The sequence below is a fragment of the Bradyrhizobium sp. USDA 4473 genome, from assembly GCF_054063335.1.
Window position 1 is genome coordinate 3,289,500 of sequence record NZ_JBSSGE010000001.1, and the last position, 24,593, is coordinate 3,314,092.

A 24,593-nucleotide genomic window follows, 5' to 3' on the forward strand; every position below is an offset into this window, starting at 1 on the left:
GGAGGCATCGATCCGCTGGCACCACGGTACATAATGCCAGGCCCTCCACGGTAGCACCAGCTGCGCACAACTGTAAGGCCTGAAGGCAAGATATTTACGGCGGCAAATCGAGTAAGGAGCGGAACTAGAAGCGTCGACTTCATAGCGCCTATTTCTCTGCTCCGGGTCTGCCGAAAGGCTCGACCTCTCGCGCTGCGAAGCCTCCGAATCCCGGCGGCGCTGCTTGGGCCAGAAGTGAGAGATGAGCAACAAGCCAATCGGCGAGCGGTTATTCGTGTGGCTCAGCTGTGCCCGCCGCAGCCAACTGCCAGTTCTCCACCGGAAGGAGAGCGGGCCTTGTGGTCACGCCGCCGATGTTGCCAGAGAGCTAATTGGGTTACCTCGGTAAGGTGGGTGATGGTGTGGCGCTCAGCTGCTCAGCATGTGGCGGAGACGTCGTGGCCGGTGGGACAGGGGGCGACTGTGCTGCGCCCAGCGGGGAGTGGCCGACGATAACGGTGAGCAGACCCTGGCCCCACAACCGCTGCGCGGCCCTCTTGGCGTCCTCCAACGTCACCGCATCGACAACGGCGTTGTGCCTCTCGAAATAGTCGATCGGTAGCTTATCAAGCTGATGCCGCAGCAGCGTTCGCGCAAGTTTTGATGATGTGTTGAGAGCCAGCATCTGCGAGCCCTTCAGGTAAGACTTTGCATCATCGAGCTCCTGCTGGGTGGGACCCGCCTCGGCGATGTGGCGGGCTTGCTTCTCGATCTGTTCGACCGTCTCGCCGGCGCGATCGGCTCGGGTCGCGCTTTTGCCGACAAACATGGCCGAATGATCCCTCCAGACCAGGTGCTCACGGACGGAATAGGCCAGCCCGCGCTTCTCGCGGACTTCGCGGAACAGCCGTGACCTCAGACCGGCGCCACCGAGGATGTGGTTGACGACATAGGCGGCCATGAAATCGGGCTCGCCGCGGCGAATGCCGGGACCGCCGAAAGCCAAAACTGTCTGTGGCACATCGAACGGAATGAACACACGCTGCGGCGGCTTTGCTGCGACCACGTCGGATACCGACACCGACTCCGCCTTGGCTGGCAGGCTGCCAAAGGTCTTGTCGAGAAGTCTGCAGAGAACCTCTGGATCGACGTTGCCGACCACCGCGATCTTGAGCGTGTCTCTTGCGATCACGCGTCGGAGATAGCCCTTGAGATCCGCAACCTCGATCTTCGGCACGCTTTCGATCGAGCCTGCGGCTGGGCGAGCATAAGGATGATCGCTGAAGGCGACCTCGAGGAGCTTGCGATTGGCGAGCGACGATGGATCGGTCGAGTAATGCCGAAGGCGAGCAAGCACGCTGGCACGGATCCGTTCGACGTCGGCCGGGTCGAAGCGCGGCGAGGTTAGCGCCATCCGTAAAAGGTCGAAGGCCTCGTCTCCGTTGTCCCCAAGGGTGCGCAAGGCACCGCGGAAGTGATCGTGGGGCGATCCGAAGCTCAGCTCAATCGCACGACGGTCGAGACGCTCATGAAAGGTCTTGAAGTCAAGATCGCCGGAACCTTCGTTGAGCAGGCCAGCAACCATGTGGCCTACGCCGGGCTTGTCGATGGGATCCTGGGTCGCGCCGCCGCCGAAAGCGAATTCCATCGCGATCAACGGGACCGTGGAATCCTGCACGAACCAGGCTTCTATACCGCAAGACGAAACCAGACGCTTGACCGTGGTCGTGATGGCGGCAAGCGAAGTTGGCGAAGCGAGCATCGCAATTGAGAGCGACGCCCCGCCGAGGAGAACTCCACGTCGTGTGCAAGAATATGTCACTGTAGCTTCTGCCCGTGCTGTGGCGCTAACTCTTTGATGAGATAGCCGGTCACCGAGCGTTTCTTGTCGAGCCATTTCCGCGCCGCCTCGTGCACCTGCTGGGCGCCGACGGCGCGGATGCCGTCGGGCCAGCCTCGGACATCGTCGATGCTCAGCCCCGTCGCCTGGCTGCGGCCATACCAGCTCGCGAGCATTTCGTGATTGTCCTGGGCGTAGATTGCTTGCGCGATCAGCCGGGTCCTTGACCCGCTCGAGATCATCGGTGCTCGCCGGATGATGCGCAATGTCGGCGATCACCTCGTCGAGGGCGCGCTCAATCTGGCCGAACTTGACACCAGGTTTTGGTGTGACAGAAATCGCAAATTGCGAGGGATCGAGCGCGGCAGCGTAGTACCCCGCCCAGGCACCGACCGCGAGCTGCTTGTCGATTACCAGCGCGCGATAGAGATATGAGTTGACGCCACTGCCCATCAATTTTCCAAGCACCTCAAGCACTGGACTCTCCCCGGCAGAAGCGGTGCGAGCCGACGGTACGAGATAGCAGCGGCGCAAGGCTGGCTGCTCGACGCGCGGATCGGCCAGCGTTACGGTGCGCAGCGCGGTCGGGGTCGGCTCCTGCGGTCGCAGGCGTTGCGCGGGGATCGATGGCTGCGGGGGATTTCGCCAAAATTCTTCTCCACCATCGGGTGGATCTCACTGGCTTCGACGTCGCCCGCGATGATAAGGATGGCGTTCGGTGCGTAGAAACGCTTATAGAACGCGAGCGCATCCTCGTGGTCGAGCTTTTCGATCTCCTGCCGCCAACCGATCACAGGACGGCCGTAGGGATGGTTGAGGTAAAGCGCCGCCACCATCTGCTCGGCGAGCCGCGCAGCTGGATCATTTGCGACGCGCATATTGAATTCCTCGAGCACGACGTTGCGCTCGGACAGCACTTTCTCATCTTTGAGCATGAGACCGGTCATGCGGTCAGCTTCAAATTCCATCATCTTGCCGAGGTGCTCGCGCGGCACATGCTGGAAATAGCTGGTATAGTCGGTTCCGGTGAAGGCATTTTGGTTGCCGCCGACGCGCAACACGGTTTGGGAAAACTCATCCGCCGGATGTTTGGAGGTACCCTTGAACATCAGGTGTTCGAGGAAATGCGCCAGCCCCGATTTGCCCGGCGGCTCGTCGGCGGCCCCGACCTTATACCAGATCATCTGTGTCACAACGGGTATCCGATGATCCGGAATCACCACCGCCTGTATGCCGTTATGAAGCGCGAAGCTAGCTGGTCGATCTGACGTGACCGTGCTCTGGGCGAAGACGCTCTCCTCCTCAGGAAAGTATAGGTTACCATCCGTGCTATCATCGGTTCTGTGTTCGATCGCCAGGGCGGTGTGCGTCATCGAACCGATGGCGCCAGTGGCGATACCTCCCGCCGTGGCGGTGACCGAACGCCCGTTCTTCATGGCCGCCTTCCATTCCATAGAGATTCGCGTGCTGTGGCGGACAGGCCGACAAAGCGGCAAGCTGCGCACCGTTTGGCAAGCAATGGAGCAAAGGCCGGGCCAATTGCCCGATGGCCCGCGCGGGGCCGGACGACGCGCCAACGGGGCGCGAAAAAGACCCGGCCCGGTCGTTCTGCCCGAACATCGAGCGCCGGCATGTCGTGAACACGACATTGCGCACGAAGCACCACGACCCTTTAGCGCCAACTGGCAACTTACAGGGAAGGAGCGATTGAGCCGCGAAATGACGCCGGATCAACTTTCGCGAGGGCTCGCCGGTACAGCCTCGCTCTACACCGTAAGTGGCTTGGCAATATTTCTCATGGTTGCGAGGCGAGAGGTGGCGAGGAGCTCCTTGGAGTACACTGTGCCGAAGTAGTCTAGGACGAAGGTGCCAGAATAGCGTAGATTTGCGCTCGCGCGGATTAGGCTATCGAGAATTGGACCGACTTGACCAATGCGGTCGGGATAGCGCGCGCGGATAACGTTAACAGCGTTCATCGCGTGAACCGCCTCGTCGGCAATGACCTCCCGCAGCCAATGATGAAACGTGTTGTTCCCAAGCGCGTCGTAAAACGGCTTTTCCGCGGCGTAGGCGCGGCAAGTGCACATCTCATCAAATGCGATCATAACCATGAGGGAGAATTCGTCAGTCAGGTGCTCGGTGATCAGACCAAAATCATGGGGTCGAGCGTCCAATCTCTCTCGAAGATCCCTTTCGGATCCATGAGCGACAAGTTCAATGATGCGGATGAAGCCATCGGTGTGGCGCTCTTCATCGATCGCCCAAGCGTTGAAAAATGCCGCAGCTTCATCGGTAGCGACGAGGTTTCGGTCGGCAAGTTCTTGTTTCAAATATCGGGCATCATACTCCGTGTACAGATCAGGCCACAATTTATCCCAGCGTGCGCGTATGGCCGATGGTTCGGCGGCGAACATCGCAGGCGTAAGAGCGCTGAACAATTCTTTTGGACTCCAGTTCCGTCGAACCGGCCTGATCATCCGAGTCCCCTCGTCGCGAGCGCTCTAGCGGACAAGCTGTCTTCCCGAACTTTGGTAGAACCATATTAGCCACATACAGGCACGTCGTCGCCTCCATGTGTTGGTGGGGGCTATACCGGGCAATACACTTCTCGGCCCAATCCAGCGTTCGGGTGAACAGCCAGCACAAGCTCATCGCGGCGCAAAGCACGCCGAGTATATTCATGATGACCGCTGATTGGCTCGAGCGCCGCCTCCGCGAAGCCGACTGGACCAGACGCACCGATCTATACGCATAGCATCGCTAGCCCACCGTCGGCCGACTGCTCCGGCGCCGTATATCTCGAACCGCTACCAATTGCCGTCGCGCAGCTTCGAGCAATGGGCACGCGCCCGGGCAACGTATTGTTCCAGGATACTGGCCCGCGGTTGAATAGATCCAGAACATTGGAACTATGAGCAATTGCTCCCGGTCAATCTTTATCATTGTTCGGCACGAGAGCTGATCAGGCACGAGCGCGTGAAAACGTCATGCTGCCATTCGCCCTCCGCCGCTGTCGCACTCTGCCGTGTCCGATTTGATACTTTCATGTCTCGACTGCGACGCGCGTCAGCAGGGCTTCCGGAGCGCTATATCAAGCACGTGTCGTTCCTGTTCAGGGACGGCAGCTTCTCAGCGTCTTTTATGGCACGTCGCTTGCTCGTCGAACGAAGGGACCAGATTGGTCCGGCATTGTGAACTAGAGTGCAGACTTGCCAATTGGTGACCACGAATGACGCGCGGGGGCTCTGCTCAGGCGTCGTCGTCCATATACAACGACACAGGAGACGGTGATGACGAAAGAGAACGGAATTAACGATGACATCGGCGTTGCAGCCGGCGCGTTCCAGGACTTCACCAAGCGAGTCATCGGAACGCAAAACGAGCTTTTGAAAACGTACTCAGAGGCCTATTGGCACTGGCAGGAGCGAATTCAAACCGAATCGACACAATTGACAGAGTTCTTCAAGGAAGTCTCCTCCAAGATTTCAGCGCCCGATCAGATCAGCGTTCTTCAGGCCTGGATGAAAGGCGCCAAGCAGCGGGGCACGGAGGATTTTATCTACTCAATTGAAACCGCGAAAGCTCTCACAAATGTCGGACTGCAGGCTTGACCGGTTCCCGGCCACCGCAAGGTAGCGGCCTCATAAACGCCTGGGAGAGAGGGGGACGGGTGAACCGCGGTGCCGCGCCGGGCGATTCGTATTCCTATCGACCAGATATTGTCACTCCCTGAGCCTTAGCAAGGGGCTTATAGTCAGCCTAGTGTCGACAAGTCGCCGCTCAAGCGCTGGCCGTGCTATCTTGATCGGGCCACGGCGTGCCTGCCGTCGCTCTGCGGTTGTGGGAGGGAGTCGGTCTCCGTCTTCCCTTTTAGCGCAAACGACAGCTTGAGATTGTTTCGCAACATCGCAACAGCCGTGCCTGGCGTGCGCGAAGTCCCGCGTAACATTCGGCTGCGCCATTTCAAGACCGAGTGAACGAATGCAAATGGACTCGTTGCGCACGCGCTTGATTGCAGATCGTCTCACGATCGTGCACGCGAAGGAGGAGGACGCGCGGCGAGTTCCAAGTTGCTCGCAAGTTTGGCCGATGCAATCCCTTGATTCGAGACAATGGCATGGCTGTCTTCCTGCCCAAGGATGGCCCTTTAGGGCGCTGTCTCATCTGCATCGGCCTCTGAAACACTTGAGAACTATTGCGCGCTGAGTCACTGGTGCGGTTATACGGCACTATTTCCATTCCACCGAAGACAACACTTCCCAAGAATGCGGTCCTCGAGCGTCGCGCAAATAGTCGGCCTTCGCTATCGGTAGGCGATGGGACTGGCTTCAAGCATTGGTCGCTGGTCTATCTCGATCGGGCCAATGCCTGTCGGACGTCCGCCTGCGGTTGGGAGCTGGCGTTCTCTGGCTCTGCCTTGCCGTCAAGTGCGAGCGATAGCGTGAGATTGTTGCGCAACATCGGATTTGCCGGCTCGGTCGCGAGAGCTTTGCGGTATAGCGCTTGGGCCTCCTGATGGCGGCCCTGGCGATCGAGGACGACGGCTTTGGCGTTCAGTGCGCGCAGGTCGCCGGGTGACGCCAACAAGACGGTGTCAAGTACCTCAATCGCCTCGCCGGGGCATTTACGAGCCAGCAGTGCCCGTGCCAGAGGAATCGCCGCATCGGCGTTGTCTGGTTTTTGCTTCAGCGTATCGCACAAATGCTGCTGCTCGTCAGCGTTTCGAACGAGGGCGCGAGCGATGCGCTCTCGCATGGCGGGATCGATCTCCGCAACGCCCGCCGGCTCTGCTGTGGACGTCTGCTGCGATGAAAGATCCGGGTGGTCCAGGTTAGCGCAGCCTGCGAGCAGTAAAACGGCGAGAATTGGGAGAAGGGCTGAGCACGAGTGCGGACGAAAGCTGCGCCGGCACCGCGGAACGTCAATCTCATATGATTTCATAAGCTATCTCACGCCCACAGCTGTACTCGTCATCCTGCCGCACGGAGAAGATCGCGATGCTCTCCCGTGGGGGCCTTGTCCTTGCCAGCGGAAAGTTTGACGGAGCCAATCGGCTGGATCGTGAAGTCGGCGGCAAGATCCTGATACGAGAGAACTGGAAGATCTATCCCGTTGCGAGTGAGAAAGCCGCGGACGAAGCGCCGGATATCCATCGAGCCAAGAATGACCGGCTGGCTTTGACTCCGCGCGAGGCTTGAATGAATCTGATGGAATTGTGAAAGCAGCATCTCGCTTTGCCGATCCTCCAAAACAAGATAGGGGCCGACAGGGGTTTCTCGCACGGCAGCACGCACGATATTCTCGGTTTCGCGCTCGACGATAAAGGCAGCGACAACACGGTGGGCGTTGGCATAGCGATGACAGATCTGGCGCTTCAGACCGGAGCGGACATATTCGGTCAGCAGCACGGCATTCTGCTCCCGTTCGCTCCATTCTGCGAGCGCCTCCAGGACTAGGCGAGTGTTGCGGATCGGGATGCCCTCATCCAGCAAGCGGCGCAGGACGTCCGCGATGCGGGGGATCGGCGTCGTGCGCAGCACCTCCTTCACGAGATCAGCATATTCTTGCTCCATCCGTCCGAGCAGCTGACGGGTTTCTTGAATACCCACCAGGCGTTGAGCATAGCGCCTCAACGTCGACTGGACCCGCAATGCGATTACATCGCTTGCAGGGTGATACCCTATTCCGGCTGCTTTGAGAGCAGGAGCATGAGCTTGTTCAATCCAGATCCGGTTCGTGTCTGGGTCCTGCCGAAAGGGGATTCCGCTCAATTCAATGTTTACCGGGTCGTCGTTGAGCAAGAGTTGTGTCGGGCTAAGGCTGTCCGCTTCGACGGGCACTCCCTCGACATCCACCCTGAATTGCGAATCTGCCAATTGCTGGTCGACCTGGGTTGGAATGCGTGGAATTGTGATGCCAAGATCGGATGAGACCAGTGCCGAAACCCGTCCGATTCCCTGATCGAGGTCTGCCTTGTTGATCGCCTGTATCAGGTTCGGTGCTAGCAAGAGCGTGATCGGAAGTGCTTCCGCAGGGACGGCTTGCTTCTGACTCTGTGCGGGAGTGGGAGCCGAACCGGTCGCACTGGCACTTGTCTTGATGTCCGCTTTGCCATGCTGCACGCCAACCTTGAGAAAGCTCGCCGCACCGAAGAGTGCGGCCAGCATGAAAAAGGGAGGCAAAGGGAAGCCGGGAACAAGCCCCATCGCGACGAGGACGCAGGCGGCCAGCCGAAGCGCTTGTGTGCTGGCAGTAAGCTGGTTGACGATATCGGCGCCAAGATTGAGCCTGGAGGGCCCATTGACGCGAGTGACGATGGTTGCAGCTGTAATTGAGAGCAGCAAAGCCGGAATCTGCGAAATAAGCGCGTCACCTATAGTCAGGATGGTGTATTGATGCATCGCCTCTTCAAGGGACATGCCCTTCGAAAGCGAACCGATCGTGATGCCGCCCAGCATGTTGATGCAGATGACGATGAGGCCGGCGATGGCATCGCCCTTGACGAATTTCATAGCGCCGTCCATGGCCCCGTGGAGTTGGCTTTCTCGCTCCAGCGCGCTGCGCCGGCTGCGGGCTTCGTGCTGGTCGATGTGGCCGTTACGCAACTCCGCGTCGATTGCCATCTGCTTTCCGGGCAGGGCGTCGAGCGTGAAGCGCGCCGAAACCTCTGCGACGCGTTCGGCACCCTTGGCGAGCACCATGAACTGCACCATGGTCACGATGAGGAATATGACAATGCCGACGGCGATGTTGCCCGATATGACGAAATCGCCAAACGTATGGATGATGCTGCCGGCGTCGCCTTCGGCGAGTATCAGCCGCGTCGTTGCAACGGTAAGAGCGAGACGAAAGACGGTGGAGATAAGAATGACGCCCGGCAGCGACGAAAAGTCGAGAGGCGTATTGAGATAAAGGGCAACCATCAGCAGCAATATGGCAAAGCCAAGATTGAAGCCGATCAGCATATCGAGCACCACAATCGGGATCGGCATGATCATCATTCCGATCGCCAGAAGCAGCATCAACGCGACCATCAAATCCGGGTGGGACGGCGCGCGGGCGACGAGATTTCGTAGGTGTGTGGCCATGTAAAGCCTTATTGTTGGACCGGAGCCATACTGCTCCGCAATGAAACATAGCGCTTGAAGGTGGCCTGCGCCTCGACCATGCGGCCAGCCTGACGCAGAGCATGGCTGCGTAACAGCAGCAATGGTGGGCGCGACGATGGCTGATCATCAAGCATGTCCAGCCTGTCCAATACCGATAGCGCTTCCTCGCCGAGGCGCTCTGAGATGAGAGCATAGGCGAGGATACGAAGCAGCTCGACATCTTGAGAATGTTCGTAAGCCACGGGCCGTAAAAGAGCCAGACTGTGTGCGCTCTGCCCGCACGCAAGGTGGACATAGGAAAGCGCGCAAAGCAAATCGCGCTCGGGCCCAGAGATCGGCAGCGCCCCATCGGTTTTCAAAATATTCGACGACTGGGTAGGTGTGAAGTCTTGCACTCCGCGCGGATCTTGCATTGCTAACCTTGGATCAAGCCGTTGTGATTCTGCCGGAGCAGGATTAACCGCCGTAGCTCCAGTCGCAGAAGCGCGGCCCCTTCGCGTGCCGCCGAGCCCTCTGGCGCGGCTGACAGCGCATCCGCCAGGCGCTCGAGGAGAAGGCCGTGTTGCTCTGGACGCACAACATGCGGATGACGCAGGCGGGGCGTGACGAACGAGAGCAGGCTATCCGCGAGATTGGGACCGTTCAGCCATGCAAGTTCCGAATTAGTTCCGATCTTTTCGGCGTGCTCGCTGCCATCGGTGGGATTGATCCGCGAAATTGGATCGATTGACTTGAGTTCGAGCGCGTTATCGATCGTGTTGGCAGCCAACCGATCCTGCGCCGCGCGGTCTTGGACAACTGACATGTGGCCCTTGCCGCCTTTTCCATGAACCTTGTCGATGCCGATGTCACTGGCCTGAGGTATCGCCGGGGTGACGACAGGTGCATGATGCTCGTTGTTGATAACCTGAAAGGCGGTGCCAAGCTCTACGGACCGCTGCGGCAGCCTAGTCATGAAACGTTCCTTTGTTGCCCGCGGGCTAAAACTCTAAAAAGACAGAGCAGCAAGCTGGCCATTGCGTGTCAGCAGCACACGCCCGTCCTCGATCTCCTTTACGGTCCATCCATTGCTCAAGAGCGCACCCACGAAATACTTTTGACCAGAAATGACCAAATAAGGGTCGTTTCCGCGCCAAACTGCCTGGACGGCAATCGCGGGGGGCGTCTTCTCGTCCTTGATGGCGACCGCGCTGACGAGCGTATAAGCACCATTGCTGTCGACATCGAATCGCTGCTGGACTTCCCGCCATTTAGCGAGCAAGGCAGGCGTAATGGTGCCATCGGCTGTCACAACGCCAGGCCCAGAACCGACTTTGATACCGAGCAGGCCCGCTGCATCAACTTCCCCTTGCAGTCGTCGAGCAGCTGCGTCGGCGGCCGGAGCATCAGGGGTGGCGAGCGCGACTTTGGGGCCAATGTCCGCGGCGGAGGACGAAGTACTCAGTGCTGCGGCGCCGTCGGACTGGACAAGGCTCGTTGAGACAATGCCAACTGCGGCAGAGCTGATCAAGACCAAGGCGAGCACGGTAATCGATACATGCCGGCGGCCGGCAGAGCCGGCTTGTTGAGAGCCCTCGATCGACAAGCGAATGGACATCGCGCCCATGCGGATGACGGCAGGAAGAGGGACAACAACGATCTCATTTGGCGAGATAGAGTCGTGGCCCTCTATCGCGACGTCTGCGGCAAGGGCCTCGATCTCGATCGAGCTGACATGCCAGCCGACGCGAAGATGGTGCGGTTCGAGGCCTTGCTCGACGAAGACCAAATCAGCATCGAGGCTGCTGCCAATCAAGCACGAGCCGCCGCCCGCCTTGCCGGTCAGCCCGGAATAAGACCCCGACAATACTTCGAAAAGCGGGGAAGCTGGTTCATTCACGGTCGCCTCCTGAATGAAGAACGAGACCGTACGGCAAAGCCGTACGGCCTGTTGCGACTTCACAGATCATGCGGCCGGCAAAAGCGGGAGGATATAACGCCGTCCCGCTTCATCCGTTACTGCACCCGCTCGTCGGCCACCTTCTTGACGGTGGAGAGCTCTGTCGTGACGACGCGAAGCTCTACATCCCTTTCAGCAGCCTTCGTGCTGGTGGCAGTCAGTGCGGCGAGTTGCCTGTTGAATGCCGCTTCTCCGGCAGCTTCAGCAGCGGTGGAACCAGCGGCTGCAGCGACAGTGCCAGCTGCGCCACCTGCAGTCGAGGAATGGGACGCACCAACCTTATCAGCCATATTGTCTCTCCTGTTTGTTCGAACATTGCCGCGACTTGCGGCTCTGATTTTCCTGACGCCGCAACATGCGAGATCAGGAATCCTCCTCGGTCTCGGCCATGGTATCGTCGAGCTCGCCCATTGCATTACTTGCAAATTGGAAAAGGACGGCGCCGAGAGCGACGTTGAACGCTTGCTGCATAGCGGCGGCTTGCGAGCCAGCGTCTGGACTAGACGTGCCGCCATCTACGGGAGCTCCTGCACCAGTCGATCGACCGTGATCATCGTGCTCACCAGGGCCCCGGGATCCCTTTTTGGCGCCGCCAGCCGCATGGAGGTCGGAATCAAGGTGCCCAGCGGCGCTTGAGCTGGAAATACGCATCGGGTTTCTCCTACTTCAAACTTCGTTCGTGCGGTGGAAGGAGTCTCCATCGCGTCTACTATGCAAGCGTTAGCTTTCGACAAGCTGACGAGCCGCAGAAATACAGTGAGCCGATCTCATTGACGCTGCTTCTACTCAGGCTGCCTCATGGCGGGGCGGCAGGTTAAAGTTACTTATACGAGTCAGCAACGAAGAGCGATCCTCCAGTTCCGCTCGTGGTAGAACCATAAAACTTGGACCACTTTGTCGGACGCGATCAGGAGGCGCTGGAGACAACGACCTTGAGCCTCACGAATCACTAATGTGCTCTCGATCCGATGACGTAAACTGGTGAGGTTCGCCGCTCCGTACGGTTTGTGGCGGCGTAAAGTTGACAATCTGCGATGGGTGGCGCAATCAGCCCGACGAGATCTTCGCGTTGGCGCACGCGATGTGAGAATGTCGTCGGGCGCCCGAGTACAGCCGACAAATGCGCTGGTTTGGCTAGCGCCAAATGCGCTCGTCGGTGTAAGCATCGAATGCCGGCGGAGCTTGCGGAACCTGCACCGCGCGGACGACCCTACCGCGCGGTGGCCCCGCAAGCTCACTTTCGTTCCAGCTTCACCCTCTATCGATAGCTGCCGCTACGGCTAGGCGTAGGCACCCGTAGCTTGCGTGCGCTCGGATTCAATCCGTGCCTTGAGGTTATCCAGATAGTTCTCCGCGTAGGACTGAGCCATCGACACCGGCAGGTTGATGCCGGCCGTCGCCGCTTCTTGAATTGCCTGCTTCACCAAGCCTTCCCGTATCGCTATCTTGACCTCGGGGCCGGCGATGCAGCCCACGGCCTGCGCCGCGAGACTGAGCCCGGCTTCCTCCAGCGCCTGCTTTATGTTGCCACCGCTGATCGCGGTGTGCAGAAGATTTGCAGCTTGCGCCTCGGCCTCGATCACCATTGAAGCTAGATCGGCCAGTTCGCCTAGCCCTGGAATGAAGCCGAGTACACCAACGGCGGTCGCTGTCCAGTCGAGCACCTTCGAGCCTACCTTCAGCACGTCTTCAAGTGCATGCATGAAGGCGCCGCCATTCTTCTTGGGAGATTTGATGTCGGGCTGGTCTGCCACGCCATTCATCATGTCCGCGGTAGCCTCCTGTTCGGCTGGCGTTTGAGCGGCATGCGTCTTCGACTGTGGAGCGGCGCGGTTCGCACCAGACATGTTGTTGAAGAACTGGTTGAAATCGTTTTTGCTGATGTTTCCTGAGTCAACAGTATGGCCGCCGCCGAAGTCGAAAAACTTGTGGTGGGTTTTGTAACCGGTAATCGCGTTGTTCATCAAGCCGAACAGCACAGGATCCGAGAGCAGCTGGGAGGCCGCTTTTCGTACCTCGGGGGAAAGGCTCTTGTCGTCCACCATACTCACGAGCTTTTCCCGGGTCAGAACGCCATTTCCAAAGAAGGCGTCCTGGTTCTTGTTAATCGTGTTTAGTGTATCCAGCTCGGGTCGAGTGAGACTCATCGATGATGAAGCGACCTGCAGAAAGTCCTCTTTATGAACCTGATCGATCGAGCCGCCGTACAACTGCTTCCATTGATCCGGGTGGTCGAGAAAATATTGAGCCGCCGCGAGGACCTGTGGGGGGCATTTGCCAATGTCGGCGTTGCCGTCCACGATGTGCCTGAAATCCGCGAGGCTCAAGTTCTTGGGCAGGTTATCGGAATAGCGGTAGAGTTCGCGCAGGGCATCGGTCAGGGCCATGACTGATGGCTCACCATTCCCGGTCCCGTCGGATGGTATGTAGTTCTGCTCGTAGGTCCGCGCCCGCTGCTCCTGGAACGCGGCAACTTGGGGGTGGTGATCGGAAAAGCCGCAGAGATCGCCCGCTTTGATCTTGCCGCCACAGCGGCCGTCACCTTGCGAACCGATCGCATAGAAGAGCTCGGGGTCCTGCTGCAGCGCCTCGATCGCCGCCTTTAGATCCGGCGGGGTCGAGGGATCGTTGGCCAAATCTCCCAGAGACTTCCAATCAAGCGGGCATTTGTCCTTGTGGCGGTTCAACACAGAGACAATCTGCAGTTCCGCATTAGTCAGCGTGCCACCGTTCCAGGTGATCCTTGAGCTTTGTACGGGTGCCTCCGCAATGGTTGGGCTGCTCGCCGCACAGGACGGCTGTGGGTCATCCTGATATGCATCCAGCGCTGACCTAATCTCTGGTGGAAGGATACTCCGCGTCTCCCGCGTGAGTTCCTCTGTCAGTTGCTTGGCTGCGTCTGTGGGCACCGGCTCCTGCGGTGCGGAACGATCACTGGTCGTGTCCTTCGACGCGAGGCTGACCAGCATCGCCTGAAAGCTGGAAAAGTCCTGCGCCGAAGAGGGCGGGGCGTGCGTTCCAGATAAAGCCACAGTTGAGTTGGCGGTTGGCGATAGGTCGACTGACATTACAGGTCCTCCGATAATAAGAGTGTACGACAAGACGGTCACGTAGTGCGGCCCGAGATCGCGACGAACAAGGGGTGTTGAGCGGCAGAGTTCAACAGGTCCTGCCACTTACATCCTGTTGCTCGGTGCGCCTGCAGCGCTCCGTTCCGCGACCGTCCATGGGAGCACCGCCGTCTAGATATTCACGCGGTACGGTAGGACGGACAAGCTTTCGAGAAGCTGACGGCACTCAGACGATTTCGAGGTGATTGATGTGACGGGCCTTGCCAGTAAGGGCGGACAGATTTTCAATGCCGGTGCCAGCTTCGTTTGGTTGCGTTCACATGGCCTGGTGCCATGTCTGTCGAGTTAGCGGCCCCCCGTCTGGCGATCCGCAGCAGTCGTCGATTTGGTCCAACGATCTCGCAAGATCTCCCGGAGCATCTCTAAGGTGGGGCGCTGATTTCGCGGTCGCCACTGCGCGCCTGCCCCAAAAAATTGCCGGCGCCCTTCTGATTTGCGCATCCAGCATGGTTGGATCAGCCGGTGGTTGACCAATCCTAAAAAACTCGATCGTAAGACGTTGCGTGGACCCAGGTTACTCTGACAAACATCAAAGCTCGGACGCCCCCGCGCCTCTATCCTTTTATTCGTACTTAGCCGCTGCGCTCGTTCGATCCTGACGAATCCGCGTCCCGGGCTCAGTACGAGATAACTGTTGGATCACGCGGTGTATGAGGATAGGACGCAAACGGCCCCAAGAGCAGGTCTAGTGCTCTCAAAGCTTCTTAAATGTCAAAACTATCTCGTCGCAGCCGGATACGACGCAACGTGATCGAAAATCGCTCTAGCGACTTGGGCGACGTCTTCTCTTCGCCATTCCGCCGTGTGACCGGGGATGCTTGCTCGACATCGCATTGCAGCTTCTCAGATGTCGATTTAAGGAATGTGGCGGCTGGGCGAGTGAGGGCCCAGTGGTCCTCGGCGGGACGTCCGGGAGCTGGACCGTTCGCTGTCATCCAATGGCTCGGCGCGTGACAGTGCAGCTGCCGCTTCGGCCAAATCAGATCCTAGTTGAATTCGTCCGCTTCATGCCGTCCCGCCTGTTCCTGCTCAAATCCCTTGGATCGGCCGCGCATCTACTAGTTATTGGTCCGTTGCAGTACGTTTGCTCTTGACAGCCGAACGTCTCTCATCCTTATTCGACGAAGTTCATTCGCATGACGAATCCTGGAGAGCAGTTCAAAGGCTCGCATCAGGAATAAATCCTCAAGCCACGATCTAGAATGTCGGTACCTTCTAGCTCGGACATCTGTTGCTCGGAGCCTGTAGCGTCGTTGCGATTCGCGACGGTGCCGCCCTCTCAAACACGGCGCGCTCATACAAGATGACAGCCTCCGAGATCGGATGAGTATTCCTGCTATTTTTTCACGGCAGGATCGACACCAAAATTTGTCTCAAATTTGGAGGCCGATGGCTTCTTCCTAAATGGAAGCCAACCCTGATCATCAGGTGACGAAGGCTCGTCAGCTTTCGGTCAGCTTGCGTTTCTAGGGTGCTGGCCCATTCGCGCTCACAAAGCAGCCAATCTTATCACGTGACAAAACGGTTCTTCTTCTCATGTTGCCTGCCGTTGCCTCGATATTTCTTAACCCGGCTGAATGCCTCTCCAGCGGCTATTTATCGGTGCGGGACCAGTGTCATGGTAGTCGTGCGCAGGCAGCTTCGAAGCAAGGTGCAGCTTCTTCGGTGGCCGACCGCCCGCCGGCTCCGACGCTGTCGGAGGTTCAGTGTACAGTCACGGCGGCGAGTCCGCTTGGCGATGGCGTCCTGCAGAACATTTCTGCAATCCACCGGCGCAAGCCATCTTCTCCGGGGGGCGGCTCCGCCAGCTCTGCCGAGCCCGATCCTGCGAAGAGTCTTCAGCTCGGGCCGGCCGCGCAGCCGCTCTTGCGCTCGCAGCAAGTCGAGGTGCATCCGGCAGGCAAACCGGAAGGTGGAGATCATTTCGATTCAGCCTTGACGAACCGGCGGGATGTTTATGACCGCGTCATTCAGGTTTCGCTCATCTCCAAGGGCGCCGGCGCCGTCAGCTCATCTCTGAATAAGTTTCTATCGGTGGGCTGAGCCGGCTGATGGTTTCTTCACGCAACAGCACGGTCGCTCACGCCGCGACGCAGAGAGGGTGGTTTCATGCTCTTGTCCGCTTGCCGCTTCTGCTATCGCATCGGCGGATAGAAGATCGATTTATACACCCTATATAACCAAAGCGTAGGCGAGTGCGAAGGCGCCAGCCGTCGAGTTGCTTGCAGATGAGATGGGAGACATTGCGTTGCGGATAGATTTCTCGCGTATCAATCGGTCTAAAGCTGCATTCCACGATATTTATGCTTCGGATGATCCGAGGGCATATTTCTCGGTCCTCGGCGACCTGGATTATATGATCCCGGACGTAGCTGAGCCGGTTGTGCGCCAAATCCTGGCAGCGAAAGCGTCGGCAACCGGCCTCAAGCCCGTCGTGCTCGATGTTGGTTGTTCGTACGGCATCAATGCAGCGGTGCATCGCTTTCCGCTGACGTTCGGGGGCTTGCGGCACCGCTACGCCCGGCGTGAGATGAGAGCAATCAGTTCTGAGACACTGGTGAGTCTCGATCGCAGTTTTTATGCAGCCTGGCCTGATGTCGGGTTGGCACGCTTTATCGGCCTCGATGTGTCGGCACGGGCGATCAGCTATGCAAAGAGTGTTGGCCTCTTGGAGCAGGGCATTGTCGCTGACCTTGAAAAGGAGGCGCTATCGGCGGACAGCGCGGGCATTCTCCGCTCCGTGGATGTTATCATGTCGACCGGATGCATCGGCTACGTTACCGAGAAGACGTTCAGCGAGATTCTCGATGCGACAGAGAAGCAACCATGGATCATCTCCTTCGTGCTGCGAATGTTCCCATTTGAATCGCTGGCCGCGACATTCGCAAACCGTGGTCTTGTGACAGAACGTCTTGCCGGCGCGACGTTTATCCAGCGTCGCTTTCGCGACGCTGAAGAGTTTGAAAGTTGTTTGGCCAGCTTGGCGGCCCTTGGCGTGGATGCCACCGGCCTCGAATCGGAAGGGCTGTTTCACGCCGACCTGATCTTGTCTCGCCCCGAGGCGGATGCGCGCGCCGCGCCTCTGGAAGACGTTGTCACCGTCGCCAGCGGCAGGGGACGGCCGATCGGCCCCCGTTACGTTCATGTTGAAAGTAAGGAGGGCTTGCAGGTCGCGCTGGAGCCGTGACAGGAGGGACCACTGTGCAGCGCGAGTCTCTTCGTCGCTGGATCAAGACGTCGAGCGCGAGGCGATTCTGGTCGGCGGCGCGCCAGAGCCGATATTGTTCGCCCGCGACTAGATAACGACTTCGTCCAGATGCCATTTGTCGCGGCGAGCGGGAGCGCTGTGATTCAGGTCGGAGAGCGCCTTGCCGAATTCCTTCTCCGCTGAAGCGCGGTCTCACAGATTCCATCAATGCGACGCGCGAGCCAGGAATTTCCTGGACCTTGCGCAAGCTACGGAAACCGGAATGCGGCCCAACGGCGTCTCCAATCACCTGCAGCAGAAGCGACCGCGGCGACAGAGTCGTCCGGGCGGCCAGGTTTTTTGCCTTTTGAATCTGGATCCCCCAGTTGACGAATCCCTGCGAGTCGTGCCTATTTCTAGCCAGTCACGGTCTTCCGTCCACCAGATCTTGTAGGTCGGAAGCTAAGAGGGAACCCGGTGCGCCGAAGACGGCTACTCCGGGGCTGCCCCCGCAACTGTAAGCGGCGAGCGATTGTCATCATGGCCACTAGCGCGACACAGCGCCGGGAAGGCCGACAGCCGTAATGACCCGCGAGCCAGGAGACCTGCCGCGACTGAACGAAAGTCCTCGGGCGGGGTGCCCCGTTGGGTCGCTTGCAGCCGGGGACGTTTGACCGGTTTCCTCGCAAGTCGTCCGCGCGGTTCCCCGCCTAACATCGCGGGGTCGCCGATGTCGCCGTCTTACGATTTCGATCAGCATGGTCATCTCATCGAGCCGCAGCGCGTGCAGCCGCAGCCAGACCCCAGCACGCCTGACTTGTGTCTTGTGCCGCCGCCATCGCCGGCTCCGCTGCCGCAGCCCCTTGCGCCATCGCCAAAGCCGGCCGATCTCAAGCTTGATCGGACGCGCGACGACCTGTTGACGCCGTTCGGCAAGCTGACGCTGAGCGACCGTTATCTGGTCGCCGGCGAAATGATCCAGGATATGTTCGCGCGGGTGTCTTGCGCCTTCGCGGACGATGTCGCGCATGCCCAACGTCTCTATGATGCGATGTCTCGGCTGTGGTTCATGCCAGCCACGCCGGTGCTCTCCAACGGCGGCACCACACGCGGCCTGCCGATCTCCTGCTTCCTTAACTCGGTGTCGGACTCGCTCGAAGGCATCGTGGGCACCTGGAACGAGAACGTATGGCTTGCCTCTAACGGCGGCGGCATCGGCACCTACTGGGGCAATGTTCGCTCGATCGGCGAGCAGGTGAAGGGCGGCGTTACCTCCGGCATCATCCCGTTCATCCACGTCATGGACGGCCTGACGTTGGCGATCAGCCAGGGCTCGTTGCGGCGCGGCTCGGCTGCGGTCTATCTCGATATCCACCATCCCGAGATCGAGGAGTTCCTCGAGATCCGGAAGGCGTCCGGCGACTTCAACCGCAAGAGTCTCAACCTGCATCACGGCATCAACGTCACCGATGAGTTCATGCGTGCCGTGGGCGCCGGCACTGCGTTCGCTCTGCGCAGTCCAAAGACCAGGGACGTTATCCGCGAAATCGATGCCCGCCAGCTGTGGCAACGCATCCTGGAGAACCGGCTGCAGACGGGGGAGCCTTATCTCTTGTTCATCGACACAGTGAACCGCGCGCTTCCCAAGCACCAGCGCGAGCTCGGCCTCAAGGTCTCAACGTCGAACTTGTGCAGCGAAATTACTCTGCCGACCGGCATCGATCATCGCGACGAGGAGCGTACCGCGGTGTGCTGCCTGTCGTCGCTCAACCTCGAGACCTGGGACCAGTGGAATGAGGAGCCTGGCTTCATCGAGGACGTCATGCGCTTCCTCGACAACGTGCTGACCCACTTCATCACGGTGGCGCCGGGCGTCATGAAGCGTGCCCGCTACGCCGCCTTGCGTGAGCGTTCCGTCGGCCTTGGCGTCATGGGCTTCCACTCGTTCCTGCAGGCCAAGAGCATTCCGATGGAAAGCGTCGTGGCCAAGTCGTTCAATCTGAACATGTTCCGGAAAATCCGTCGCGATGCTGATGCGGCATCCGTGACGCTCGCGCGCGAGCGGGGGCCGTGCCCGGATGCCCTGGAACGAGGCGTGATGGCGCGCTTCAGCCATAAGATCGCGATCGCGCCGACCGCCTCGATAAGCATTATCTGCGGCGGCACCAGCGCTTGCGTTGAACCGATCCCGGCCAACATCTACACCCATAAGACCTTGTCCGGCGCCATCTCGGTGCGCAATCCGTATCTCGCCAAACTGCTGGCCGTCAAGGGTGCCGATAATTCGGCGATCTGGCAGTCGATCCTCGCCCATGAGGGTTCGGTCGCCCATCTCGACATCCTCTCGGAGCTCGAGAAAGCGGTCTTTCGTACCGCCTTCGAGATCGACCAGCGCTGGATCGTCGAACTTGCCGCCGACCGCGCCGCGTTCATCTGTCAGAGCCAATCGATCAACCTCTATCTGCCGGCTGACGTCGATAAATGGAATCTCCACATGCTGCACTGGACGGCATGGAAGCGGGGGGTGAAGAGCCTCTACTACTGTCGTTCAAAATCTATTTCGCGCGCGGCTTTCGCCGGGAACACCGCCGATGGCGACGAGGCTGCGCCACCGCGACGCTCGCAGCAGCGCACCGACTATGAGGAGTGTCTCGCATGTCAGTGATCGATCTCTCGTCCGTCGATCCGCGTACGCTGATCGGCAAACAGCGCGTCGGCCTCCTCGACTCGACCGGGAGCTACGACGTCGATCGCTACGGCTGGGCCTACGAGTTCTGGAAGCGCCAGCAGCAGACCCATTGGATGGGGGAGGAGGTGCCGCTCGGTGCAGACCTCAAGGACTGGGCGTCGGACCGCGTCACCGACAGCGAACGCGCGTTGCTCACCCAGATCTTCCGTTTCTTTACTCAATCGGACATCGAGGTCGGCGACAACTATCTTAAGCGCTACATCCCGATCTTCCAGCCGCTCACCGTCCAGATGATGATGGCGGCTTTCACCAACATGGAGACGGTCCACATCGATGCTTATGCGCTATTGCTCAAAACGCTCGGCATGCCCAAAACCGAGTTCGAGGCATTCCGCGGCTATGCCGAGATGCGCGCCAAGGCCGACTATATGCACGAGTTCGGCGTCGGAACCGTGGCCGATGTCGCTCGGACCTTGGCGATGTTCGGCGCCTTCACCGAGGGCATGGCATTGTTCGCGAGCTTCGCGATGCTGCTCAACTTTCCTCGCCACAACAAGATGAACGGTATGGGACAGATCGTAAGCTGGTCAGTTCGCGACGAGAGCCTGCATTGTGAGGGCCTCATCACGTTGTTTCACGAATGGCACCGTGAAACTGGCGCGGTGACGCGTTCCGTCCGTGACGATATCATCGACGTCGCCAAGACCATGGTGAAGCTGGAGGAGAACTTCGTCGACCTCGCCTTTGGCCTCGGCAAGATCGAAGGCATGAGTCCCGAGCAGATCCATGCCTACGTCCGCTACGTCGCCGACTGGCGACTGACCCAGCTGCAGATTGCCCCGGTATTCGGCTTCTTTGAGGCTAAGGAGGGCGGGTTCACCCGGCTCAAGGCACATCCGCTGCCATGGCTCGTGGAGATTCTCAATGGTGTCGAGCACGCCAATTTCTTCGAGCAGCGCGCCACGGAGTACTCCAAGGCGGCGAGCCGCGGCAGCTGGGATGGTGAAGACGGGGTCTGGGCAGCTTTCGGCCGGACGTAGCCGTGCTGGAGTCAATCATCAAGGGCGATTGGGCATGTGACGATCGCGTTGATGATCAAGGCGGCCGACTTCGTGGCGTCGGTACAGCGGGACGGAGAGACTAAAGAGGACGGTTGCGATCGTTCGTCTTGAGCCGTGCAGTTTATCCTGAGTTGACCGGATTCTGTGCTGATCGCGTGGACTTAAACAGGAATATTGGCATGTTCGCCGGCTGCGGGCCCGTACCTCTGCCTCCGCGATTTTAATCTATTCGCTTCCAGGACGTGGCCCAGCCAAGGCACTGCCCGCCGTTAGCGGGCAGGTGGATCTTCCCTGGAGTCGGTGTCCGCAGATCCATTTTCAGTCGGGTCCTCAGGCCAAAGGGTTTGGTCCAGCGACGGTGTAAGACGAATGAAACTCTCTTCTCTCCATTCGGCCGTGTGAGGCACCCCGAGAAGGCAGAAAACCTTTGTGGGGTGATCCTTGTTCGGCTTCACTCCGCTGCGCTCAAGCATATCGATCTGAGCGCCTGTGGCCGTTTGGCCAGTGAAAACCCAGTAATCCTTGGCGAGATGTCCGTTCTGCATTCGGAACTCGGAAAGTTCTGGCGGTGCACCTTCGGGCGGACCAGCGTGAGAGGGGCCGGCTGGCAACGGCCGAACGTGGGAGGGGCCGGCATGCGCAGGCCCGGCGCGGGGCGGGCCGGCCTGCAGTGGTCCGGCGTTCGACGGCCCGGCGTGCGAAGCGCTGGCATCCACATTCTGCCATATCAGATCCTGATCGACACCAGGATGTGCCTCAATCGCCTGAGCAATCGTCTGCTGGGGGAGATATTGCGGGGAGCTTTCCGGTTCTGGCGCGACGTGGTCCGTGCCCGGCGCAAACGGATCATCTTCCCGATCCAAGTCCGGCGAGGGATGCGCTAAATCCAGGTATGGCGAATAGGGGTGACCAGCATCCAAGTAGGGCGAATAAGGATGGCCTGCGTCCAGCAGAGTACCAGCTTGCGCGCCACCGAGCCGCCGCTCAAAGCCGGTCGCGTCCATAGACGGTTCAGCTGAGTAGGGCTCCGGGTCCGTATTCCCTGAACCGATCGCATTGAAATCCATCCTGTTACTCCTTTTCGATGATGGAGCGGACCGAGCGAGACGAAGACACGTGCCCTGCGGCTCTGACGCAGCCGGTTCGAAGGCTCGTCGATATTTGAGGCCCCGAGCTTCCGTCAAAGGTGGCGCTTGCCAACTTCCCCTCGCGTCCAGGAGGTGATTGCCCACATCCGTTGCGGTCGGTAGGAGGGGCAGCCTTCCAGACGTCCGCACGCCCATGCTGGGAGCATTAGCTTTCGAAAAGCTGACGATCGGAAGGATTTGAGCCAATGCAGATTGGATCGACCTCCCAAGCTGCCTCGCATCAATCAGGTCATTTCTGGCCTGTGTCGGCTCCACGCACGGTGCCGTCCTGACGCGGCGCATCGGACACATAATGCCCTTCCGGGCGCCCGTCCCGAATAACCACGCTGGAGGAGCCGCGAAACAACATCAAAACCGAATCCCGCGGCGGCTTTTCGGCGACGGCGGGATCGCGCCGCGACTGCGCCTCGGTCACAAGGCCCTTCAACGTCTGGTCCACCAGCGCGATGAAACGTGGCGGGCCCGAAGCCAGGACAAGGCCATCCCCCGGCGCCGGCTTCACGATATAGCGCTCATCGGCGATGTTGAGCGCGTCGAGCGTGGTCTTGAACGCGTCGAAGCTGATCGGGTTCAACACAATCAGCCGGCTCTGCGCCTCGTGGGCTGCGGATACGTAAAGCACGAGGCCGTCGTAGTACCATTGAAGATTGTACAGGTTGGTCAGATGCTCGAGAAACTCGCGCGGTGGCAGGTCCGGCATTCGCCCGCGAATCCGGCCCTTTACTTCAGTGCTGACATTGACCCTGATATTGAGATTGTTGCCGAACTCCTGCAGCGCGGCAGCAAGGTCCTGATCGAGAACCGTATAGCTATAAGGAGTCGAAGGCAGCGACAGGGGCGCGCCAAACGCGCTCACCGTTGCAAGACAAACGAGAGTTCCGGCATAGAGAACTCTCTTCAAAATTTGCTCCATCGTGGATCGTACGAGCATTCCCGAAGGCCTTCCACCTGAGAACTAAACCTGGAATTTCGTTCCAGCTTGGAAGCCAAACGTGATCATTAGATGGCGGTATAACCTCCATCTTCGTCAGGTTTTCGTCAGCTCACCAATCTACAGATTTTGATCTGTTTATCCGTCGAGAACGCTTGGTCTCATCAGCGAGCACAATGACTCCTTATATGATGTTAGGCGCAACGCCGATCTCTCCCAATTCAGCCGACTGCCTTTCCAATGCCTGTTCGCCGGCAGCTCCCGTCGAGCAGGCACACTTTGAGCAGTCTCTTGCGCAAGCGGTCTCAAGTCAGGGGGCTGCCTCACCGGTCGCGGACAGAGCTGCAGTCGTTTCGCCGGTACTGGAGGTGCAGCGCGCGAACACGCTGGCAGTGCCGCCGGGCGATCGCGTTCTTCAAACTCTTTCCACCATGTATCGCAGCCGTGCCGTTGCTCCCGCGGTCGGTGGCGCGTCTTCTGCTGCGAGTGCCGTACATGCGGGACCCGCCGCGCGGCCGCTGTTGCCGCCGGTTGACATCAGCGCGCATGCGGCGGCTAAACCGGTGGCCGCGGATTTCGACTCGATGATGGTAAATCTGCGGGATGTCTACCGGGACGTCGTTCAGGTCTCCCTCGTCTCCAAGAGCACCAGCGCCGTAAGCTCCTCGCTGAACAAGCTGCTGTCGGCGGGCTGAGTGGAGCTGATGCTTGGTGTGATGCGCAGTGGGGGGTGCGGCGGCCGTCAATGGTGGCGCCGGCTTCGTGTTTGCCTTGCTATGCCGCTTCTTGTTCCGTTGATCGGCTGCAAGGCTGATCTCTACAGCAAGATTCAAGAGCGTGAGGCCAATGAGATGCTTGCGCTTCTCCTCGGCAAGGGTGTCGATGCTGTTCGCGTTGTCGCCAAGGATGGAACCAGCACGATCCAGGTCGAGGAAAGGCAGCTCGCGTATTCGATTGACCTGCTCAATGTTGAGGGGCTGCCACGCCAATCTTTCAAGAATCTTGGCGAGGTGTTCAAGGGATCGGGCCTCGTTGCTTCCCCGATCGAGGAACGTGCCCGTTACGTTTACGCCCTCAGCGAAGAATTGTCGCGCACCATCAGCGACATCGATGGCGTCCTTTCGGCGCGAGTGCACGTGGTTCTGCCGAAGAACGATCTTCTGCGGCAAGATGCGACCCCATCTTCGGCGTCGGTTTTCATCCGACATGGTTCGAACGCGAAGCTCTCGGTGCTGTTGCCTCAGATCAAGATGCTCGTCGCCAACAGCATCGAAGGGCTGTCCTACGACAAGGTGGCGGTGGTCTTCGTGCCGGTTGAGCGGGCTCCGCTTGAGCAGCCAGCGCCGTCGGCAGCCGCTTCGTCTCAATCAACAAGACCGGCTTCAACACCGTGGCTTGCGCTTGGGGTGGGGGGCGCCAGTGCCGCATTCGTCATCGCATCCTATCTGTTGCTTGGCGCGCGTCTTCGTCGGTTCGGTCAAATATCGCGCAAACTTGCGATGTTCGGCAGGCGCTCGAATGTGACCGCTGTCGAGGCTGCGGGCAAAAAGATTACCTCCGATGCGACATAATCAGGACA

The 24,593-nt window shown here is 59.3% G+C and carries 19 protein-coding genes, 1 pseudogene and 1 riboswitch; of the genes and pseudogenes, 7 read left to right on the plus strand and 13 right to left on the minus strand.

Translation table 11 applies throughout. The features are described 5' to 3' along the window. Nucleotides 1-376: 376 nt before the first annotated feature. From ACVW17_RS15485 to ACVW17_RS15500, 4 genes and pseudogenes are all read right to left on the minus strand, one after another. On the minus strand, nucleotides 377-1,741 hold the full coding sequence (locus ACVW17_RS15485; protein WP_456798959.1) for a M16 family metallopeptidase: 1,365 nt from the start codon (nucleotides 1,739-1,741) through the stop codon (nucleotides 377-379). Nucleotides 1,742-1,797: 56 nt separating this feature from the next. Then, nucleotides 1,798-2,061, minus strand: coding sequence for a hypothetical protein (locus ACVW17_RS15490; RefSeq protein WP_456799035.1), 264 nt, complete (start codon nucleotides 2,059-2,061; stop codon nucleotides 1,798-1,800). Between the two features lie 37 nt (nucleotides 2,062-2,098). Next, nucleotides 2,099-3,468 (minus strand): annotated as a pseudogene (locus ACVW17_RS15495) (M16 family metallopeptidase); the annotation flags it as partial. A 117-nt stretch (nucleotides 3,469-3,585) separates the two neighbouring features. After that, nucleotides 3,586-4,296 carry a hypothetical protein gene (locus ACVW17_RS15500; protein WP_456797416.1) on the minus strand — a complete coding sequence of 237 codons (711 nt, stop codon included), beginning with the start codon at nucleotides 4,294-4,296 and terminating at the stop codon, nucleotides 3,586-3,588. Between the two features lie 813 nt (nucleotides 4,297-5,109). Between ACVW17_RS15500 and ACVW17_RS15505 the strand changes: the two genes are divergently transcribed. Further along, nucleotides 5,110-5,430 (plus strand): hypothetical protein, encoded by a 321-nt coding sequence (locus ACVW17_RS15505; RefSeq protein ID WP_456797417.1) that lies wholly within the window; start codon nucleotides 5,110-5,112, stop codon nucleotides 5,428-5,430. 736 nt (nucleotides 5,431-6,166) lie between these two features. Here ACVW17_RS15505 and ACVW17_RS15510 read toward each other — a convergent pair. The 7 genes from ACVW17_RS15510 to ACVW17_RS15540 all read right to left on the minus strand — a co-directional run bounded on the left by ACVW17_RS15510 (nucleotide 6,167) and on the right by ACVW17_RS15540 (nucleotide 13,935). Further along, the gene (locus ACVW17_RS15510; protein WP_456797418.1) at nucleotides 6,167-6,574 is read right to left on the minus strand and encodes a tetratricopeptide repeat protein; all 408 of its coding nucleotides are present in this window, start codon (nucleotides 6,572-6,574) and stop codon (nucleotides 6,167-6,169) included. Nucleotides 6,575-6,789: 215 nt separating this feature from the next. Next, nucleotides 6,790-8,907 (minus strand): type III secretion system export apparatus subunit SctV, encoded by a 2,118-nt coding sequence (sctV, locus tag ACVW17_RS15515; RefSeq protein ID WP_456797419.1) that lies wholly within the window; start codon nucleotides 8,905-8,907, stop codon nucleotides 6,790-6,792. Nucleotides 8,908-8,915: 8 nt separating this feature from the next. Beyond that, nucleotides 8,916-9,323 (minus strand): type III secretion apparatus assembly chaperone SctY, encoded by a 408-nt coding sequence (gene sctY, locus ACVW17_RS15520; protein ID WP_456797420.1) that lies wholly within the window; start codon nucleotides 9,321-9,323, stop codon nucleotides 8,916-8,918. Nucleotides 9,324-9,343: 20 nt separating this feature from the next. Beyond that, nucleotides 9,344-9,883 carry a hypothetical protein gene (locus ACVW17_RS15525; RefSeq protein WP_456797421.1) on the minus strand — a complete coding sequence of 180 codons (540 nt, stop codon included), beginning with the start codon at nucleotides 9,881-9,883 and terminating at the stop codon, nucleotides 9,344-9,346. 33 nt (nucleotides 9,884-9,916) lie between these two features. After that, nucleotides 9,917-10,807 carry a SctD/MshK family protein gene (locus ACVW17_RS15530; RefSeq protein WP_456797422.1) on the minus strand — a complete coding sequence of 297 codons (891 nt, stop codon included), beginning with the start codon at nucleotides 10,805-10,807 and terminating at the stop codon, nucleotides 9,917-9,919. Between the two features lie 116 nt (nucleotides 10,808-10,923). Then, nucleotides 10,924-11,157: a hypothetical protein gene (locus tag ACVW17_RS15535; protein WP_057018243.1), complete on the minus strand. Its 234-nt coding sequence runs from the start codon at nucleotides 11,155-11,157 to the stop codon at nucleotides 10,924-10,926. A 990-nt stretch (nucleotides 11,158-12,147) separates the two neighbouring features. Next, complete coding sequence (locus tag ACVW17_RS15540) at nucleotides 12,148-13,935, minus strand: HrpF/NolX family T3SS translocon protein (RefSeq protein ID WP_456797423.1); 1,788 nt, start codon at nucleotides 13,933-13,935, stop codon at nucleotides 12,148-12,150. A gap of 1,599 nt (nucleotides 13,936-15,534) precedes the next feature. On the opposite strand from ACVW17_RS15540, the gene ACVW17_RS15545 reads away from it, so the two are divergent. The 4 genes from ACVW17_RS15545 (at nucleotide 15,535) to ACVW17_RS15560 (ending at nucleotide 20,914) form a co-directional block, all read left to right on the plus strand. Beyond that, on the plus strand, nucleotides 15,535-16,041 hold the full coding sequence (locus ACVW17_RS15545) for a nodulation protein NolB (protein WP_456797424.1): 507 nt from the start codon (nucleotides 15,535-15,537) through the stop codon (nucleotides 16,039-16,041). A 190-nt stretch (nucleotides 16,042-16,231) separates the two neighbouring features. Then, complete coding sequence (locus tag ACVW17_RS15550; protein ID WP_456797425.1) at nucleotides 16,232-17,185, plus strand: class I SAM-dependent methyltransferase; 954 nt, start codon at nucleotides 16,232-16,234, stop codon at nucleotides 17,183-17,185. Between the two features lie 410 nt (nucleotides 17,186-17,595). Beyond that, nucleotides 17,596-17,812: riboswitch (cobalamin riboswitch) on the plus strand. A gap of 103 nt (nucleotides 17,813-17,915) precedes the next feature. Next, nucleotides 17,916-19,850 carry a ribonucleoside-diphosphate reductase subunit alpha gene (locus ACVW17_RS15555; protein WP_456797426.1) on the plus strand — a complete coding sequence of 645 codons (1,935 nt, stop codon included), beginning with the start codon at nucleotides 17,916-17,918 and terminating at the stop codon, nucleotides 19,848-19,850. Beyond that, nucleotides 19,841-20,914, plus strand: a complete 1,074-nt coding sequence (locus ACVW17_RS15560; RefSeq protein WP_456797427.1) for a ribonucleotide-diphosphate reductase subunit beta — start codon at nucleotides 19,841-19,843, stop codon at nucleotides 20,912-20,914. Before ACVW17_RS15555 ends, ACVW17_RS15560 begins: the two co-directional genes overlap by 10 nt. Nucleotides 20,915-21,204: 290 nt before the next feature. Here the strand turns inward: ACVW17_RS15560 and ACVW17_RS15565 are convergent, their stop codons facing one another. Both ACVW17_RS15565 and ACVW17_RS15570 read right to left on the minus strand, forming a co-directional pair. Then, on the minus strand, nucleotides 21,205-22,002 hold the full coding sequence (locus tag ACVW17_RS15565; RefSeq protein WP_456797428.1) for a hypothetical protein: 798 nt from the start codon (nucleotides 22,000-22,002) through the stop codon (nucleotides 21,205-21,207). A 310-nt stretch (nucleotides 22,003-22,312) separates the two neighbouring features. Further along, entirely contained in the window at nucleotides 22,313-22,996 is a 684-nt protein-coding gene (locus ACVW17_RS15570; RefSeq protein ID WP_456797429.1) for a secretin N-terminal domain-containing protein, read from the minus strand. A 194-nt stretch (nucleotides 22,997-23,190) separates the two neighbouring features. Between ACVW17_RS15570 and ACVW17_RS15575 the strand changes: the two genes are divergently transcribed. Next, nucleotides 23,191-23,709: a nodulation protein NolB gene (locus ACVW17_RS15575; protein ID WP_456797430.1), complete on the plus strand. Its 519-nt coding sequence runs from the start codon at nucleotides 23,191-23,193 to the stop codon at nucleotides 23,707-23,709. Between the two features lie 9 nt (nucleotides 23,710-23,718). Beyond that, nucleotides 23,719-24,585, plus strand: a complete 867-nt coding sequence (gene sctJ / locus ACVW17_RS15580) for a type III secretion system inner membrane ring lipoprotein SctJ (protein WP_456798960.1) — start codon at nucleotides 23,719-23,721, stop codon at nucleotides 24,583-24,585. The last annotated feature ends 8 nt before the right edge of the window (nucleotides 24,586-24,593 follow it).